The sequence below is a fragment of the Streptomyces sp. NPDC004610 genome (assembly GCF_040609715.1).
In the GTDB taxonomy this organism is placed as follows: Bacteria; Actinomycetota; Actinomycetes; order Streptomycetales; family Streptomycetaceae; genus Streptomyces.
The window spans coordinates 75555-92705 of the sequence record NZ_JBEXLA010000016.1; the positions used below are offsets into that span (position 1 = coordinate 75555).

The following is a 17151-nucleotide window of genomic DNA, read 5'->3' on the forward strand; positions in this document are numbered from 1 at the left end:
GGGCGTGCGCGCCGGGCGCTTTCCCGGCGCACGGACGAGTGTCGGCGCCGCGTCGTACGCTGGAGACCCCCGGCCCGTGACGCGTGCCGGGCCGTTCGCGTTGCCCACCCCCCGTCTCCACCGTCTCCCCCGTCTTCACCTGCCTCACCCCCCTCCCGCTCCCACCCCGGATGGAAAGCCCCTCCATGAGCCTGCACGGTCTGCTCGACGCCGTCGTCAAGGACGCCGCCCTCGCGGAAGCGATCAAGGCGGCTGCCGACGGCAACCGCATGCATGTCGACCTGGTCGGCCCGCCCGCCGCCCGCCCCTTCGCGGTGGCGGCGCTGGCGCGCGAGTCCGCCCGCCCGGTGCTCGCCGTCACGGCCACCGGCCGCGAGGCCGAGGACCTGGCCGCCGCCCTGCGCTCGCTGCTGCCGCCCGACACGATCGCGGAGTACCCGTCCTGGGAGACGCTGCCGCACGAGCGGCTCAGCCCGCGCAGCGACACCGTGGGGCGCCGGCTCGCCGTGCTGCGGCGCCTCGCCCACCCGCGCCCCGACGACCCGGAGACCGGTCCGGTCTCGGTCGTCGTCGCCCCCGTGCGATCCGTGCTCCAGCCGCAGGTCAAGGGGTTGGGCGACCTGGAGCCGGTGGCGCTGCGCAGCGGGCAGACCGCCGATCTCAACGCGATCGTGGACGCCCTCGGGGCCGCCGCCTACGCGCGCGTGGAGCTGGTCGAGAAGCGCGGCGAGTTCGCGGTGCGCGGCGGGATCCTGGATGTGTTCCCGCCCACCGAGGAACACCCCCTGCGGATCGAGTTCTGGGGCGACGACGTCGAGGAGATCCGCTACTTCAAGGTCGCCGACCAGCGCTCCCTGGAGGTCGCCGAGCACGGACTGTGGGCCCCGCCCTGCCGTGAGCTGCTGCTCACCGACGAGGTCAGGTCCCGCGCGCGGGCCCTCGCCGAGCGCCACCCCGAGCTGGGCGAACTGCTCGGCAAGATCGCCGAGGGCATCGCGGTGGAGGGCATGGAGTCCCTCGCCCCGGTCCTGGTGGACGACATGGAACTGCTGCTGGACGTGCTGCCCGCCGGCGCCATGGCCGTCGTCTGCGATCCGGAGCGGGTGCGGACCCGGGCGTCGGACCTGGTGGCGACCAGCCAGGAGTTCCTCCAGGCGTCCTGGGCGGCGACCGCGGGCGGCGGCGAGGCGCCGATCGATGTGGGCGCGGCGTCCCTGTGGTCCCTCGCGGACGTCCGGGAGCGGGCGCGCGAGCGGTCGATGCTGTGGTGGACGGTGTCGCCGTTCGCCGCCGACGAGGAGCCGGACGCGGACACCCTCAAGCTCGGCATGCACGCGCCGGAGACCTACCGGGGCGACACCGCGCGGGCCCTCGCCGACACCAAGGGCTGGCTTGCCGACGGCTGGCGCACGGTGTTCGTCACCGAGGCCCACGGCCCCGCCGCCCGTACGGTCGAGGTGCTCGGCGGCGAGGGCATCGCCGCCCGGCTGGACACGGACCTGGGCGCGCTGAGCCCGTCCGTGGTGCATGTGGCGTGCGGCTCGATCGACTACGGCTTCGTCGACCCGGCGCTCCGCCTCGCCGTCCTCACCGAGACCGACCTCTCCGGGCAGAAGGCGGCGGGCCGGGACGGCGCCCGGATGCCCGCCCGGCGCCGCAAGACCATCGACCCCCTCACCCTGGAGGCGGGCGACTACATCGTCCACGAGCAGCACGGCGTGGGCCGCTACATCGAGATGGTGCAGCGCACGGTCCAGGGTGCCACCCGCGAGTACCTGGTCGTGGAGTACGCGCCCGCCAAGCGCGGCCAGCCCGGCGACCGTCTCTACATCCCCACCGACCAGCTGGAGCAGATCACCAAGTACGTCGGCGGCGAGGCCCCCACCCTGCACCGCCTCGGCGGCGCCGACTGGACCAAGACCAAGGCCCGCGCCAAGAAGGCCGTCAAGGAGATCGCCGCCGATCTGATCAAGCTCTACAGCGCCCGGATGGCCGCCCCCGGGCATGTCTTCGGGGCGGACACCCCCTGGCAGCGCGAACTGGAGGACGCCTTCCCCTACGCGGAGACGCCCGACCAGCTCACCACCATCGCCGAGGTCAAGGAGGACATGGAGAAGTCGGTCCCCATGGACCGCCTGATCTGCGGCGATGTCGGCTACGGCAAGACGGAGATCGCGGTGCGGGCCGCGTTCAAGGCCGTCCAGGACGGCAAACAGGTCGCCGTCCTCGTCCCCACGACCCTGCTGGTGCAGCAGCACTTCGGGACGTTCAGCGAGCGCTACGCGCAGTTCCCGGTCAATGTGCGGGCGCTGTCCCGGTTCCAGAGCGACAACGAGGCCAAGGCCACCCTGGAGGGGCTGCGCGAGGGCGCGGTCGACGTCGTCATCGGCACCCACCGGCTGTTCTCCACCGAGACCCGCTTCAAGGACCTCGGCCTGGTCATCGTGGACGAGGAGCAGCGCTTCGGCGTCGAGCACAAGGAGCAGCTCAAGAAGCTCCGCGCCAATGTCGACGTCCTCACCATGTCCGCCACCCCCATCCCGCGCACCCTGGAGATGGCCGTCACCGGCATCCGCGAGATGTCGACCATCACCACCCCGCCCGAGGAGCGCCACCCGGTGCTCACCTTCGTCGGGCCGTACGAGGAGCGGCAGATCGGCGCCGCCATCCGCCGTGAGCTGCTGCGCGAGGGCCAGGTCTTCTACATCCACAACCGGGTCGAGTCCATCGACCGCGCGGCGGCCCGGCTGCGCGAGATCGTCCCCGAGGCCCGGATCGCCACCGCGCACGGCCAGATGTCGGAGTCCGCGCTGGAACAGGTCGTCGTCGACTTCTGGGAGAAGAAGTTCGACGTCCTGGTGTCGACCACGATCGTGGAGTCCGGCATCGACATCTCCAACGCCAACACCCTCATCGTGGAGCGCGGCGACACCTTCGGCCTCTCCCAGCTGCACCAGCTGCGCGGACGCGTCGGCCGCGGCCGGGAGCGCGGCTACGCGTACTTCCTGTACCCGCCGGAGAAGCCCCTGACGGAGACCGCCCACGAACGGCTCGCCACCATCGCCCAGCACACCGAGATGGGCGCGGGCATGTACGTCGCCATGAAGGACCTGGAGATCCGCGGCGCGGGCAACCTCCTCGGCGGCGAGCAGTCCGGCCATATCGCGGGCGTCGGCTTCGATCTGTACGTCCGGATGGTCGGCGAGGCCGTCGCGGACTACCGGCGCCAGCTGGAGACCGGCGAGATCGAGGAGGAGCCGCCGCTGGAGGTCAAGATCGAGCTGCCGGTCGACGCCCACGTCCCGCACGACTACGCGCCCGGCGAACGGCTGCGCCTCCAGGCGTACCGCGCGATCGCCTCCGCCAACAGCGAGGACGACATCAAGGCGGTCCGCGAGGAGCTGACCGACCGCTACGGCAAGCTGCCCGAACCTGTGGAGAACCTGCTGCTGGTCGCCGGTCTGCGGATGCTGGCACGGGCGTGCGGGGTGGGCGAGGTGGTGCTCCAGGGCACCAACATCCGCTTCGCGCCGGTCGAACTGCGCGAGTCGCAGGAGCTGCGGCTGAAGCGGCTCTACCCCGGCAGTGTCATCAAACCGGCCGCGCACCAGGTGCTCGTACCGCGCCCGAAGACCGCGAAGGTGGGCGGCAAGCCGCTGGTCGGGCGGGAGCTGCTGGGGTGGGTCGGGGAGTTCTTGACGTCGGTGCTGGGGTCGTAGCCGACCCGGCCAGGGGGTCGTGGGGCAGGGCGCCGGGCGCCGGAAGCCGGGTGGCCGGGTGGCAGGGGGCCGGAGGGCCCGGGGCAAGGTGAAGCCGTCCGCGGGAGGTGAGGTGCCGCGGACGGCTTCGGTCGGAGGACATCATCGTCCGAGGACATCGTCGTCCGAGGACACCGTCGTCCCAGGTGGTGGTCCGGGCGGTACGACGAGGCAGCCGCCGGGGTTCCTTTCCTTGGGGTTCCTGAGGGGAACCCTTGGGGAGGCCCCTGAGACGAGTCCCTTGGGGAGGTCCCTCAGGGGAGCCCCTGGTGGGGAGGTCCCCGGTGGCCTCTACGGCTGATCGGGCCTTTCGCGGTCCATGCCGAGCGCGCCTTCCGCCTTCTGCTGCGCGTCGTCGACCTGGCTCTCGTACTTGTTGCCCGTCTTCTCGTTCACTTTCCGTTCCGCCGTGTCGGACATGTCCTTGGCCTTGTCCTGACCATGGTGGCCTTTGAACCTGTCGAAGATGCCCATCCGGCAACTCCTTCCGCAGGTGACTCACTTTCGACCATACGCCCGACTTGCGGAGTATGCGCGCCTTGGTTCGGTGGGGTGGGAACCGGCCGCCCGCTACCGTGTTCGGCACGTGCGGGACCGGCGTGGCAAGGGGAGGGGCGGGCCGTGATGCGTCTGCGGGGCGGGGCCGTGTCCGCGGCGGCGGCACTGCTGCTGGCCGTGACCGGCTGCACGGAGGGGACGACCGGCGGCGGGGGAGCCGAAGCGAGCCGCGGAGCCGAGGGCGGCGGGGGCGCGGCGCTGGCCGCCGCCCGGGAACTGACGGTCAAGGGCCGCGCGCCCAGGACCGGCTACGACCGCGACCGGTTCGGCACCCCGTGGGCCGACACCGACTCCAATCGGTGCGGCACCCGCGACGACATCCTCGAACGGGATCTGACGGACGTGGAGTTCACCGACGGCCGCTGCGAGGTGGCCTCCGGCACCCTCGCCCCCGACCCCTACACCGGCCGGGACGTCGAGTTCGAACGCGGTCGCAGCGAGGTCGACATCGACCATCTCGTCGCCCTGTCCGACGCCTGGCAGAAGGGCGCCCAGCAGTGGGAGCCCGGCAAGCGGATCGCCTTCGCCAACGACCCGCTCAATCTGCTCGCCGTCGACGCGGGCACCAATCGCGCCAAGGGCGACGGCGACACCGCGACCTGGCTGCCCCCCGACAAGGCGTACCGGTGCACGTATGTCGCCGGTCAGGTCGCGGTCAAGCGGAAGTACGGGCTGTGGGTCACCGCCGCCGAGCGCGACGCGATGACCCGGGTCCTGTCCGGCTGCCCCGACGAACCCCTCCCCACCGGGGGCAACCCGACGGCGGCACCGCCCCGCTTCACGGCCGACTGACACGGGGCGCCTCCGGCGGTCGCCGTAGGGCGGGGTGGGTGCAGCGGTCGTCCTAGCCGTCCAGGGCGTCGAGGGCGTCCAGGTCGAGGATCTCGCCGGACGGCTCGTCCGCCGCCACGGGCCTGCCGTGGTCGGTGAGGACCACGCCCCCGGAGCCGGACGACGACGCCGCCGGACCGTCGACACGCAGCAGATATGGCTCGCCCTCGGTGGCGACATGGAGGGTGTAGGTGTCGACCCCGTCCTTCTCGTGCAGGGCGATGGCGGGGGTGCCGTCGACGGTGGTGGTCGCCCCGCGGGTGGCGTCCGAGTGCACGTCCCCGGTGCCGGACAACACCGTGTCCAGGTCGCAGAACGCCTGGATGTCCGCCGCATCCGCCCCGTCCGCGGAGGTACGGGTCCACCGGTCGGCCAGCAGCGCGACCGCCGCGTCCGTGTCGGCCCGGGACTCGCCTTCCTCCTCGCCCTGGGCGCGCAGGAACGCCTCGTCGTAGCGGAGGTAGAGGGAGTCGCCGGTCTTGATCAGATCGGCGGTGCCCCCGCCGTCGAAGCCGAGGGTGCCGACGCAGTCGCCGTTCTTGCCGACGGCGAGATCGAGCCGGAGCGGGTCACCGTCGGGTCCCTCCGGGAGGTCGCCCCGCATCCGGAGGGACCCGGCGGCGGTGGTGGCGCTGAGGGCCCGTTCGGCGATTTGACCTCCGGTCAGTCCGGGGAAGGGGTCTGTGGGCGTGGGTGACTGTGTCCGGCCGGTCGGCGCGGTGGGTTGCGTCGCGCTGCCGTTGCCGTTGTTGCTGCCACCGCCGTTGCCGGCCCGCTCTTGCGCCCCGTACCCGGTGACTCCGAGGGCGGTGACGGCTGTCGCGGCGGTGAGACAGAGGGCGGCGAGTGTCGTACGGCGCATGGGAGGTCCCTGGTGGTGATGGGGGCGCGGGTGGAGCGCGGGTGTGGGGCTGGGTGTGAAGCGCGGGGTGTGGCCGGGGTGCGAGGTGTGAGGTGCGGGGCCTGGCCGGGGTGCGGGGCGTGAGTGCGTGGGTCACGCCCCGCACGGGACACAGGGCTCGGGCACACAGGGCTCGGGACACGGGCCCGCGACCGGGACCGAGACAAGGGCCAGGACGGGGGCCACGACCGGGACCCGACCGGAGCCAGGCGACCGCCTCAGCCGGACTTCTTCCAGTCCTGGCAGCCGGACGTCTTGAAGTAGCCGTCCGACTCGGAGATCGTCACGACCGCGGAGCCATTGACGTTGTTGTTCGCGATGATCGACTCAAGGGCGTGCTCGGCGTCCTTGCTGCGCTCCCAGTAGCACATGTCGTCCGTGTTGCCGGAGGACTTGTAGGTGCCGGGGGCGATGTCGACGCCCACCTGGAACATGCCGCCGTCGCCCGCCATCTCGGTCGCCGGCGTACCGCCCTCGGCCTTCGTGTCGACCGTCTCCCAGTCCGAGCAGCCGCTCGACTTGAAGATCTTGTCGGCCGTCGTGATGGTGACGTAGCTGGTGCCGGTCACATTGTCGTTCGCGAGAATCGACTCGACCTCGCCCTTGGCGTCCTTGGCCCGCTCCCAGTAGCACATGGCGTCGGTGTTCCCGCTGGTCCGGTAGGTGCCGGGCTGGATGTCGGAACCGACCTCGTAGTCCCCGTCCCCGCCGATCGCCGGCTCCTTCTTCTCTTCCTTCTCCTGCGCGGCCTCCCCCTCGCCGCCGGAGCCCTGGTCGCCGCCGGACCCGTCCTGCGAGGACGCCGAAGAGTTCTTGTCGCTGCCGGAGTCGTCCCCGCCGCCGCTCATCGAGACCGCCCCGATGACCACGATCCCCACGACGGCGCCCAGCGCGACCTTGCTCTTCATGCCCATGACTGTTCCCTCCCCAAAGCGTTGACTGCCTCGGTCGGGCAGTCGCTCGTTCGCTGGGTCAATAAGAACATTGACTGTGAACCGAGTCAACACGGTTCACGCAATCAAGTCCTTACACGACCGTGAACTCAGAGATCTTGCGTACCGTCCGTGAATCGGGGGATCGTTCCTGCATCGGTATGCTCAAGGTCACGCACGGGATGAGGGGAGCGGGGCGAGTGCAGGACAACGCGACAGAGGTGACCGCCGCCGGGATCGCCCGGCTCGCCGGGGTGGGACGCGCCGCCGTCAGCAACTGGCGCCGCCGCCACGCCGACTTCCCCAAACCCGTCGGCGGCACCGAGACCAGCCCGTCCTTCGCCCTCACCGAGGTCGAGGGATGGCTGCGCCGCCAGGGCAAACTCGCCGAGGTCCCGCTGCGGGAGCGCGTCTGGCAGCACCTCGCCGGACACCCGGAGGGCCCGGCGACCGCGCTGGTCCACGCCGGGTGCGTACTGCTGCTGATCCATGACCGTCCGACGGTGTGGCTGGACGTGTCCGCCGGGTCCGACGAGCGACTCGCGGCGCTGCTGCCGGCCGAGCTGGAGCAGGTGCTCGTGGCGCGCTTCGGAAGCGCCGGGCGGCGCCGGAGGACCGGGTCCGCCGCACCAGCCCTCTCCGCCGTGAACCCGCCCGCCGCTGTGAACACCACCCCGCCGGTTCACACGACCCACGCCGTTCACGCCCCGCACCCCCCCGCCCTCGCACCCCCGCACCCCCCCACCCCCGCACCCCCGCACCCCCCCACCCCCGCACCCCCCCGCACCCCAACCGCCGCACCCACCCCCACGCAGGCACCCACCCCCACACCCACACCCACCCCCACCCCCACCGCAATCCCCACCCCCACCGGCCCCGAACTCCTCCCCTCCGTCCCCCTCCTGCGCGGCGCCGCCGAACTCGCCGCCGAGCTGGGCGCGCGGCAGACCTTCGAGTTCCTGCTCGGCCGCCATCTCGACGCCAACCCGCGCCAATACACCCTCACCCCCGCCGACCTGGCCGACCTCATGGCCCGGCTCGCGGGACCCGCCCGTACCGTGCTCGACCCCGCCTGCGGCACCGGCGCGCTGCCGAGGGCCGTGGACGCCCGGCCCGAGCAGGAGTTCCACCTCCAGGACAGCGCGCCCGAACTGGCCGCGTTCACCGCGCTCCGGCTCGCGCTGCACTCCCGCGCCGCCGTGCGCGCCGCCGTCGGGGACACCCTGCGCGCGGACGCCCATCCCGGGCTGCGCGCCGACGCCGTCCTGTGCCATCCGCCCTTCAACGAGCGCAACTGGGGCCATGACGAACTGGCCTACGACCCGCGCTGGGAGTACGGCTTCCCGGCCCGCACCGAGTCCGAGCTGGCCTGGGTGCAGCACGCGCTGGCCCGGCTCAAGGAGGGCGGCACCGCCGTTCTGCTGATGCCGCCCGCCGCCGCCTCCCGCCGCTCCGGGCGCCGGATCCGTGCCGACCTGCTGCGGCGGGGCGCGCTGCGGGCCGTGATCGCCCTGCCGCTCGGCGCGGCCCCGCCGCACAGCATCCCCCTGCACCTGTGGGTGCTGCGCCGCCCCGGGAACGCGCCCGCCGTGCCAGAGGTGCTGCTCATGGACACCGGGCAGTTCGCCGGTGAGGGACGCGGCGGGCCCGACTGGCGGGCGGTCAGGGAGACGGTGGAGGAGGCGTGGGGCGCGTTCGACCGTGCGGGCACGCTCACCGAGCGGCCGGGCCTGGCCCGCGCCCTGCCGGTCATCGAACTCCTCGACGACGATGTCGACCTCGCCCCCGCCCGCCATCTCCCGCCCCCCGCGGCGGCCGACGGCGCCGAGGCGCTCACCGCGGTCCGCGACCGCCTCGGCGAGACCCTGCGCCTCACCGGCGACCTCACACCCCCGCCGCCCGCCCCCGCGCACCCCACGCGCTGGCCCCTCATCACCATCGGCGAACTCGCCCGGGGCGGCGCCCTGGTGACCCGCTCCGGCGCGAACACCCCGGGCGCGGGACACGCCGGGAACTTCTCCGTTACCGGGGGCATGGGAGACGACGGAAACCGGGCCCACGCGCGCGTGCCCGTGCTCACCGACCACGATGTCCTGGCCGGCACCGCCCCCACCGGCGTGCTCCCGGAGGGCGAGGACGAGACGGTGCTCACCGAACCCGGCGATGTCGTCGTGCCGGTCCTCGGCGGCGGAGCCATGGCCCGGGTGATCGACGGCACGACCGGCGGCGCCGCCCTCGGCCGCAACCTGGTGCTGCTGCGCCCCGACCCCGCCGCGCTCGACCCCTGGTTCCTGGCCGGTTTCCTGCGCGGCACCGCCAACAACCGCCAGGCCAGCAGCTACGCCTCCACCGCCACCCGGCTCGATGTGCGCCGCCTCCAACTGCCCCGGCTCCCGCTCGACGAACAGCGGCGCTACGGGGCCCGCTTCCGCGCCCTCGACGAGTTCGAGCGGGCCCTGCGGCGCGCGAACCGGATCGGCGAACAACTCGTGCGCGGCATGTACGACGGCCTCACCGACGGCACGGTCGCCCCCGACTGAGCCCCCGGGCGCTTCCCGGCCCCTTCCCGGCCTGTCCCTGGCCCCCGGGCCCCTCCCGATCCCGACCCACCGGACCGGCAACCGCACCCCGCTCCCCGACGTCGTAACAGCCGAAGCACCGGTACCCCGGTGACGTATCCCGGTCACGCCCGGGACGCCTGCGATGATCAGGTCGACAACGGTTCGGTACAACGCGGGACACGTTGTCCGTGTCGGCCTATACGCTCGAAGTGACCATCGCACGACCGGCGGCGCAGGGGGCCGGTCCGCGCACGCCCGTCTCAGGTTTCAGGAGCAGCCATGCATGGCCACGGCTACACGCAGCCGGTGAACCGGCCGCCCTCCACAGGCGTGCTGGTCTTCCTGCGTGTGCTGTTCGTCGTGATCTCGGTGTGCAGCATCGGCATGCTGGCCTGGACGATGCTGCTGCGCCTGGCGATCGTCACGCGCAAGAGCCTGGACTGGGGCCTGTTCGTGGCCGTGGTCGCCATCGACATCCTCGCCCTGGTGCTGATCTCCACCGAGCCCGGCGAGGAGATCAACACGGTCGGCGGCTGGACGGGCATGGGCCTGCTGCTGGGCACCCTGGTCGCCGCCATGGCGTACTACCTGGCCGCCGAGACCCGCCACTACCACCAACTGCGCTTCCCGTACGCGCCCCCGCCCGGCACCGGCCCGGCCCCCGCGTACGGCTACCCGCAGCCCCAGCCGCCCTACACCGCCACCACGGTCTCCCAGCTGCCGCCCGTCCCGGGCCCGCACACGCCCGTCCCGCGCGGCGGCGGCCCGCGCCCGCCCGTGCCCCCGAGCGGCCCGCACACCCCGCCCCCCGTCCCGCCCCGGATGCCCGGCCCAGGGGCGCCCGCCGCGCCCTCGCAGCCGCCCCAGCAGCCGCCCGCGCGCATCGACCAGGTCCGCGCGGAGCTGGACGAGCTGAGTGACTATCTGCGCAACCAGGACGGCGGCCGTCCCGAGGGCGGCAGGTGACCGTGGCGGCCGGACGCGTCGTCGCCAGTCGCTACGAACTGGCCACGCTGATCGGGCAGGGCGGCATGGGCCAGGTCTGGACGGCCTACGACCGCCGCCTGGACCGGCGGGTCGCGGTGAAGCTGCTGCGCCCGGACAAGGTCGCCGGACAGGAGGCGGACGAACTGCGCCGCCGCTTCGTGCGCGAGTGCCGGGTCACCGCCCAGGTCGACCACCCGGGCCTGGTCACGGTCCATGACGCGGGCAGCGAGGGCGAGGAGCTGTTCCTCGTCATGCAGTACGTGGACGGCGCCGACCTCTCCGACCACCTCGCCGAGCACGACCCGTACCCGTGGCAGTGGGCCGTCGCGGTCGCCGCGCAGTTGTGCGCCGTACTGAGTGCCGTGCACGCGGTGCCGATCGTCCACCGGGACCTCAAGCCCCGCAATGTGATGGTCAAGCAGGACGGCACGGTGACGGTCCTGGACCTCGGCGTGGCGTCCGTCATGGACACCGACACCACCCGCCTCACCCACACCGGGTCCCCCATAGGCTCCCCCGCCTACATGGCCCCCGAACAGGCCATGGGCGGCGCGGTCGGCCCGTACACCGACCTGTACGCGCTCGGGGTGCTGATGCACGAACTGCTCAGCGGCGATGTGCCGTTCGCGGGCTCCACCGCCCTCGGGGTGCTGCACCGGCACCTCTACGAGCCGCCCCTGCCGGTGCGCCGGATCCGCCCCGAGGTCCCCGAGGCGCTGGAGACCCTCGTCCTGCGGCTGCTCTCGAAGGACCCGCAGCACCGGCCGGGCTCCGCCCAGGACGTCTACGAGGATCTCGCGCTGCTGCTCCCCGCGCGCGGGACGCCCACCGGGGCCCCGCTCGACCCCACCCGCCCCTTCCTGCGCCCGCACGCCCCCTGGCCGGACCGCGCCCGCACCCCGGCGCCCCAGCCCGCCCCCGTGAGCCCCGCGCCCGACGAGAAGCCGGATGTCGCCAAGGCCGTCGACGAGGTCAAGCGGCTGCTCGGCGAGGGCCGGATCACCCAGGCCGTCGACATCCTCGGTTCGATCCTGCCCGCCGCCGCCGAGCAGCACGGCGAGCACTCCCCGGTCGTCCGCAGCCTGCGCAAGCAGTACGCGGCCACGCTCATGGACGACGGCCAGTACCGGCGCGCGCTGCCCGAGCTGCGCCGCCTCGCCGACGAGCGCGCCACCGAGGCCGGCCACGCCGACCCCCAGGCCCTCCGGTTCCGCTACGACGCCGCCCAGTGCCTGGAACAGCTCGGCGAACCGGCGGCGGCCCTCGCCGCGTACCGGGCACTGCTGCCGTACTACGAGAACCAGTACGTCTCCGGCGACCCCGGCCTCGCGCACGAGGTCCGGCGCCGTATCGGCCATCTTCTGCTCGCCCTGGGCGACCGGGCAGCCGCCCACGAGACCCTGATCCGCCTGCTGCACGACGTGGAGCGCATGGGCGGCCCGGCCCACCCCCTGGCCCTGGAGGTGCGGCGCACCTTGCAGTGGCTGGGCCAGGTACGGGGCTAGGGACCGTCCCGAAGGGGCCGGGCGCCCGGGTCCGGAACCCTGCCGAACGGCCGGTGCGCCCCGGTCCGGCGTGGCCGGGACGCGTGCCGGTGCCCGAAGTCCTGGTGAATCGTTGGTCGAATGGGTTGGCCAGAGCTTGCCCGCTGCCTACCATCGATCACCGCAAGACTTTGTGCACCGCCGCACAATCTCCTCGGGAGGTTCCCTTGCACCGCCGTCGTCGCACCGTGCTCGCCCTGTCCGCCGTGATCGCCGCCGCGGCCCCGCTCCTGACCGCGTGCGGAAGCGACGCGCACCCGGGTGCGGCGGCCGTCGTGGGCGATCAGCGGATCACCGTGTCCCAGCTGGAGAACCGGGTGGACGAGGTCCGCGAGGCCCAGCGGGCGGCGGTGACCGACGAGGCGCAGTACGCCGAGGCCATCTCCCAGACCGGCACCCTCACCCGGGACACCCTGCACGGCATGGTCCTCGACCAGGTGCTGAATCGTGCCGCCCGGGACGCGGGCGTCACCGTCAGCCGCAAGGAGGTCCAGGCGTTCCGTGGCGAGCTGGAGGCACAGGCGGGCGGCGCGCGGGCGCTGGAAGACGCCTGGCTCCAGCAGTACGGGGTCGCCCCCGAGCGGCTCGACGCCAACCTCCGAGTCCAGATCGAGGCCCAGAAGCTCGCCACCAAGCTCGGCACGGACACCAGCCAGCCCGCCTTCTGGGCGGCCCTGTCCGACGCGTCCAAGGAACTCGGCGTCGACCTCAACCCGCGCTACGGAGCCTGGGACGCCGAGAAGGTCGGCCGGGTCGACGCCCAGACCCCCTGGGTACGGGAGGTCACGGCGGCGGCCGAACAGCAGCCGGCCTGACCCCCCACCACCGCGCACCTCCCTCCGGGAGACCCCCTCCCACCCTTCTCTCCATACCGATAATCCGAAGATCGCCCCGCGGCTGTGGACAACTTTCCGGTCCCGTCCGCGGGGTGCGTTACGTTCGGATCGTGAACGCAATCAGCCCCGAAGGCATCCCCGACCCCGGCCGTATCGTCCTGCTCACCACCAGCCACCGGGTGGCCCCCGGCCTGCTGTCCTGGCCCGCCTGGCAGGCGCTGCACGCCGCGGACGCGGTGCTCTGCGCGGACGGGGCGCACCCACAGCTCCCGTATCTGAGGGACGCGGGCATCGCCGTCGAGGAGACCGCCCCCACCGCCGAGGAGCTGACCGCCGCCTGCGCCGGGGGCCGCGCGGTGGTGGTGGTCGCCACCGGCGAGGGCGAGCCCGCGCTCACGGACGGGCTGGCCCGGCTCGCCGGGTCCGGCCGGATACGGATGCCCGAGCTGGAGCTGCTCCCCGCCTCCTACGACCTCCCGGGCGCCCGGCTGCTCGATCTGGTGCAGGTGATGGACCGGATCCGCCGGGAGTGCCCCTGGTCCTCGCGGCAGACCCATGAGGGGCTGGCCAAGTACGGCCTGGAGGAGGCGTACGAACTGGTCGAGGCGATCGAGGCCGGCGACCGCGACGAACTGCGCGAGGAACTCGGCGACGTCCTGCTCCAGGTGGTCTTCCACGCCCGGATCGCCGAGGAGGGAGCCCCGGAGGAGCCGGACGACGACGAGGACGGGCACGGCTCCGACGCCCCCTTCTCCATCGACGACGTGGCCGCCGGCATCGTCGCCAAGCTCATCCACCGCCACCCCCATGTCTTCGGCGACGCCACCGCGACGACCCCCGAGGAGGTCAAGGAGCACTGGCTGCGCACCAAGGCCCAGGAGAAGCGGCGGACCTCGGTGACGGAGGGCATCCCGGTCCACCAGCCGGGCCTGGCCCTGGCGGCGAAGCTGGTCTCCCGCGCCCGCACGGCCGGGCTGGACGTCCCCCTGCCCCAGGGCGACGGCATCGGCTACGAACTGCTGACCCTCGCCGCCCGCGCGGAGGCACAGGGCGTGGACCCGGAGTCGGCCCTCAGAGCAGCGGCACGGACCTACCGGGACGCGATCAGACAGAAGGAGAGCGGGGCGGACGGGGCCGTCCCGGAGGACCAGGACGGCCACGAGGACCGGGATACGGTCGAACAGTGACCGACCAGCCCGCCCAGCCCGAGCAACCCGGCCGGTCCAACCAGCCCGACCAGCCCGACCAGTCCGACCAGCTCAACGAGCACCCCCACCCCAAAGAGCACCCCCACCCCAACGAGCACCCCCACCCCGGCGGACCCACCCCACCCCTCTTCTCCTGGTCCTTCGCCACCGACCCCTACCCCGCCTACGCCTGGCTGCGGGAGCACGCCCCCGTGCACCGCACCGAGCTGCCGAGCGGGGTGAGCGCCTGGCTGGTCACGCGGTACGGCGACGCCCGCCAGGCGCTGGCCGACCCACGGCTGTCGAAGAACCCCGCGCATCACGACGAACCCGCGCACGCCAAGGGCAAAACCGGTATCCCCGGTGAGCGCAAGGCCGAGCTGATGACCCATCTGCTCAACATCGACCCACCCGACCACACCCGGCTGCGCCGCCTGGTGTCCAAGGCGTTCACCCCGCGCCGGGTGGCCGAGTTCGCACCCCGGGTGCGTGAGCTGACCGACGACCTGATCGACCGCTTCGCGGAGAAGGGAACCGCGGATCTGATCCATGACTTCGCCTTCCCGCTGCCCATCTACGCGATCTGCGACCTGCTCGGCGTCCCGCGCGAGGACCAGGACGACTTCCGGGACTGGGCCGGGATGATGATCCGGCACGGCGGAGGCCCCCGGGGCGGGGTCGCGCGCTCGGTGAAGAAGATGCGCGGCTACCTCGCCGAGCTGATCCACCGCAAGCGCGCGGCGCTCCCCGACACCCCCGCCCCCGGCGAGGACCTCATCTCCGGCCTGATCCGCGCCTCGGACCACGGCGAGCACCTCACGGAGAACGAGGCGGCGGCGATGGCCTTCATCCTGCTGTTCGCCGGGTTCGAGACCACCGTGAATCTCATCGGCAACGGCACCTACGCCCTGCTCACCCATGACGATCAGCGCGCCCGGTTCCAGCGCGCCCTGGCGGAAGGGGACACCGGGCTCCTCGAAACCGGCGTCGAGGAGCTGCTGCGGTACGACGGGCCGGTCGAGCTGGCCACCTGGCGGTTCGCCACCGAGCCGCTGAGCCTCGGCGGGGAGCGCATCGCGGCGGGCGATCCGGTGCTCGTGGTGCTGGCGGCGGCGGACCGGGACCCGGCGCGGTTCGCCGACCCGGACACCCTCGACCTGGGCCGCCGGGACAACCAGCACCTCGGGTACGGGCACGGCATCCACTACTGCCTGGGCGCCCCGCTGGCCCGGCTGGAGGGGCAGACGGCGCTGGCGACGCTGTTCACCCGCCTGCCCGACCTCCGCCTAGCGGTCGACCCGGCCGAACTGCGCTGGCGCGGCGGCCTCATCATGCGGGGCCTGCGGACCCTGCCGGTGGAGTTCTGACGGACCGCCGGAGCCGACCGGCCGCAGGCGCCATGCTCCGATGCAAGCACCGATTTGACAGACAGTCACCCCACAGCCCCCTCACATCCACAGACGGTCACTCAAAAGATGACACTCTTTCAGCTTTGTGATCTTCACGTGATCTACGCGGCATTAACTTGTGACAAGTCAACGATTGCGGCTACGTTCACCCCTCAGCGCGACGCGCGAGCATCACGCGCCGCGCGGGTCACCGCTGTCTCGGGAAAGGTCCCCGCATGCTCTCCGGGAACGGTCGTCACCGTCGCCCCCGTCAGGCCCCGGCCATCTTGGTCGCTGCCGGAGTGACCGGTTCTGCCATCGCCCTCCCCCTGCTCGGCGCCGGAGGCGCGAGCGCGGCGAGCGGCACCACCTGGGACAAGGTCGCCGAGTGCGAGAGCGGCGGCGCCTGGAGCGCGGACGACGGCAACGGGCGCTACGGCGGCCTCCAGTTGACCCAGGACGACTGGGAGGCGTACGGCGGGCTGGACTACGCGTCGAGCCCGGACCAGTCGAGCCGCTCGCAGCAGATCGCCGTGGCCGAGCGGATCCTCGCCGACCAGGGTGTCGGGGTCTGGCCCGTCTGCGGGCTGCTGCACGGGCTGGCGGAGGACACGGACCCGGCAGGCGTCGACACGGGCGTGGCCGGTGATCCCACACCGGAGGCCACGGACGGCGGCGGCGGTTCCCCCGGCCTCACGGGCGGATTGACCGACTCGTCCAGGTCCTCCGGATCATCCGGAAACACCGGGTCGCCCGGTACGGAGACATCCGGGCCGGACAGCGGCTCCAGCGACTCGTCCTGGGGCTCGGGCCCCTCCGGCGGCACCGAGGGCACCGAGGGCGACGGTTCGTCCGGCACGCCGGAGTCCTCGCCCTCCGGTGGCCCCACCTCGCCCTCCTCCGACCCCTCGGGCCCGTCGTCCTCCCCCTCCGGCGACTCCTCCGTCTCGGCCTCTCCGGTCGAACCGCCCACCGAGTCCCCCTCCGGGGCGAACGGTGAGGAAACGGGCAGCCTGGGGCAGGGTCTCGGCTCTTCGTTCCTGGTCGACACCAGCGCCCTGCCCGAGGTCGACCCGACCCCCGGTACCGGCAAGCACCGCGGCAGCAGCGCCGACGAGAGCACCCCGGACGCGAGCACCCCGGCCAAGGACACGAAGAAGCCCAACACTTTCTCGGGCAATTCAAGCGATTCCCCTGATTCCCCTGATTCCCCCGATTCACCTGATTCACCTGATTCCTCTGATTTCCCCAGTGACTCCGCGACCGGCGAGGGCTCGACGCAGGCCCCGGCGCCGGATGCGACGGACGCGGTAGAGGAATCGGATGAAGTGGGGGAATTGGGCGAAGTAAGGGCGGGGGAGTCCGACCCGAGGGCCTCGCGTGACGGAGGCGGCGAGAAGGACGCGCTCGACCGGAGCTACACCGTCCGCTCCGGCGACACCCTCAGCTCCATCGCCGACTCCCTTGAGGTCGACGGCGGATGGCGCCAGGTCTACCGGCTGAACGAGGCGGTGCTCGACGGCGACCCGAACCACATCGTCCCCGGTCAGACGCTCACCGTCGGCGGCTAGCCGGTCGCGGACCGAGCCCCGCCCACGCCATGTCCGAGCCCTCCCTGGGTCCACTCCAGGCCCTCTCCTGCCCTCCTCCCCGGCCCCACCCGGAGGG

The 17151-nt window shown here is 72.8% G+C and carries 12 protein-coding genes; 9 read left to right on the forward strand and 3 right to left on the reverse strand.

From position 1 onward, the window contains the following. The first annotated feature begins 185 nt into the window (after positions 1-185). Positions 186-3719 (forward strand): transcription-repair coupling factor, encoded by a 3534-nt coding sequence (gene mfd, locus ABZX40_RS19590; protein ID WP_355739546.1) that lies wholly within the window; start codon positions 186-188, stop codon positions 3717-3719. 330 nt (positions 3720-4049) lie between these two features. On the opposite strand, the gene ABZX40_RS19595 is transcribed toward mfd, so the two are convergent. Beyond that, positions 4050-4232 carry an antitoxin gene (locus ABZX40_RS19595; RefSeq protein ID WP_355739542.1) on the reverse strand — a complete coding sequence of 61 codons (183 nt, stop codon included), beginning with the start codon at positions 4230-4232 and terminating at the stop codon, positions 4050-4052. Positions 4233-4382: 150 nt separating this feature from the next. On the opposite strand from ABZX40_RS19595, the gene ABZX40_RS19600 reads away from it, so the two are divergent. Beyond that, complete coding sequence (locus ABZX40_RS19600) at positions 4383-5108, forward strand: HNH endonuclease family protein (protein ID WP_355739721.1); 726 nt, start codon at positions 4383-4385, stop codon at positions 5106-5108. Positions 5109-5160: 52 nt separating this feature from the next. Here the strand turns inward: ABZX40_RS19600 and ABZX40_RS19605 are convergent, their stop codons facing one another. After that, positions 5161-6009, reverse strand: coding sequence for a hypothetical protein (locus ABZX40_RS19605; protein ID WP_355739539.1), 849 nt, complete (start codon positions 6007-6009; stop codon positions 5161-5163). A 257-nt stretch (positions 6010-6266) separates the two neighbouring features. Next, the gene (locus ABZX40_RS19610) at positions 6267-6962 is read right to left on the reverse strand and encodes a hypothetical protein (RefSeq protein ID WP_355739536.1); all 696 of its coding nucleotides are present in this window, start codon (positions 6960-6962) and stop codon (positions 6267-6269) included. A 218-nt stretch (positions 6963-7180) separates the two neighbouring features. On the opposite strand from ABZX40_RS19610, the gene ABZX40_RS19615 reads away from it, so the two are divergent. The 7 genes from ABZX40_RS19615 (at position 7181) to ABZX40_RS19645 (ending at position 17054) form a co-directional block, all read left to right on the forward strand. Next, a complete protein-coding gene (locus ABZX40_RS19615; RefSeq protein WP_356162596.1) occupies positions 7181-9520 on the forward strand; it encodes an N-6 DNA methylase in 2340 nt (779 codons plus the stop codon). A gap of 300 nt (positions 9521-9820) precedes the next feature. Beyond that, positions 9821-10507 carry a hypothetical protein gene (locus ABZX40_RS19620; protein WP_355739531.1) on the forward strand — a complete coding sequence of 229 codons (687 nt, stop codon included), beginning with the start codon at positions 9821-9823 and terminating at the stop codon, positions 10505-10507. A 38-nt stretch (positions 10508-10545) separates the two neighbouring features. Next, the gene (locus ABZX40_RS19625; protein WP_355739718.1) at positions 10546-12033 is read left to right on the forward strand and encodes a protein kinase; all 1488 of its coding nucleotides are present in this window, start codon (positions 10546-10548) and stop codon (positions 12031-12033) included. 206 nt (positions 12034-12239) lie between these two features. Beyond that, entirely contained in the window at positions 12240-12887 is a 648-nt protein-coding gene (locus ABZX40_RS19630) for a SurA N-terminal domain-containing protein (RefSeq protein WP_355739528.1), read from the forward strand. A 131-nt stretch (positions 12888-13018) separates the two neighbouring features. Then, positions 13019-14095 carry a nucleoside triphosphate pyrophosphohydrolase gene (locus ABZX40_RS19635; RefSeq protein ID WP_355739526.1) on the forward strand — a complete coding sequence of 359 codons (1077 nt, stop codon included), beginning with the start codon at positions 13019-13021 and terminating at the stop codon, positions 14093-14095. After that, the gene (locus tag ABZX40_RS19640) at positions 14092-15462 is read left to right on the forward strand and encodes a cytochrome P450 (RefSeq protein ID WP_355739523.1); all 1371 of its coding nucleotides are present in this window, start codon (positions 14092-14094) and stop codon (positions 15460-15462) included. The genes ABZX40_RS19635 and ABZX40_RS19640 overlap by 4 nt, the downstream gene beginning before the upstream one ends. Positions 15463-15785: 323 nt before the next feature. Continuing rightward, entirely contained in the window at positions 15786-17054 is a 1269-nt protein-coding gene (locus ABZX40_RS19645; RefSeq protein WP_355739521.1) for a transglycosylase family protein, read from the forward strand. Positions 17055-17151 lie beyond the last annotated feature (97 nt).

What these genes read in the sequence shown, in the direction of transcription:
- mfd (WP_355739546.1), top strand. Translation starts at nt 186, where the DNA reads ATGAGCCTGCACGGTCTGCTCGACGCCGTCGTCAAGGACGCCGCCCTC.
- ABZX40_RS19595 (WP_355739542.1), bottom strand. Translation starts at nt 4,232, where the DNA reads ATGGGCATCTTCGACAGGTTCAAAGGCCACCATGGTCAGGACAAGGCC.
- ABZX40_RS19600 (WP_355739721.1), top strand. Translation starts at nt 4,383, where the DNA reads ATGCGTCTGCGGGGCGGGGCCGTGTCCGCGGCGGCGGCACTGCTGCTG.
- ABZX40_RS19605 (WP_355739539.1), bottom strand. Translation starts at nt 6,009, where the DNA reads ATGCGCCGTACGACACTCGCCGCCCTCTGTCTCACCGCCGCGACAGCC.
- ABZX40_RS19610 (WP_355739536.1), bottom strand. Translation starts at nt 6,962, where the DNA reads ATGGGCATGAAGAGCAAGGTCGCGCTGGGCGCCGTCGTGGGGATCGTG.
- ABZX40_RS19620 (WP_355739531.1), top strand. Translation starts at nt 9,821, where the DNA reads ATGCATGGCCACGGCTACACGCAGCCGGTGAACCGGCCGCCCTCCACA.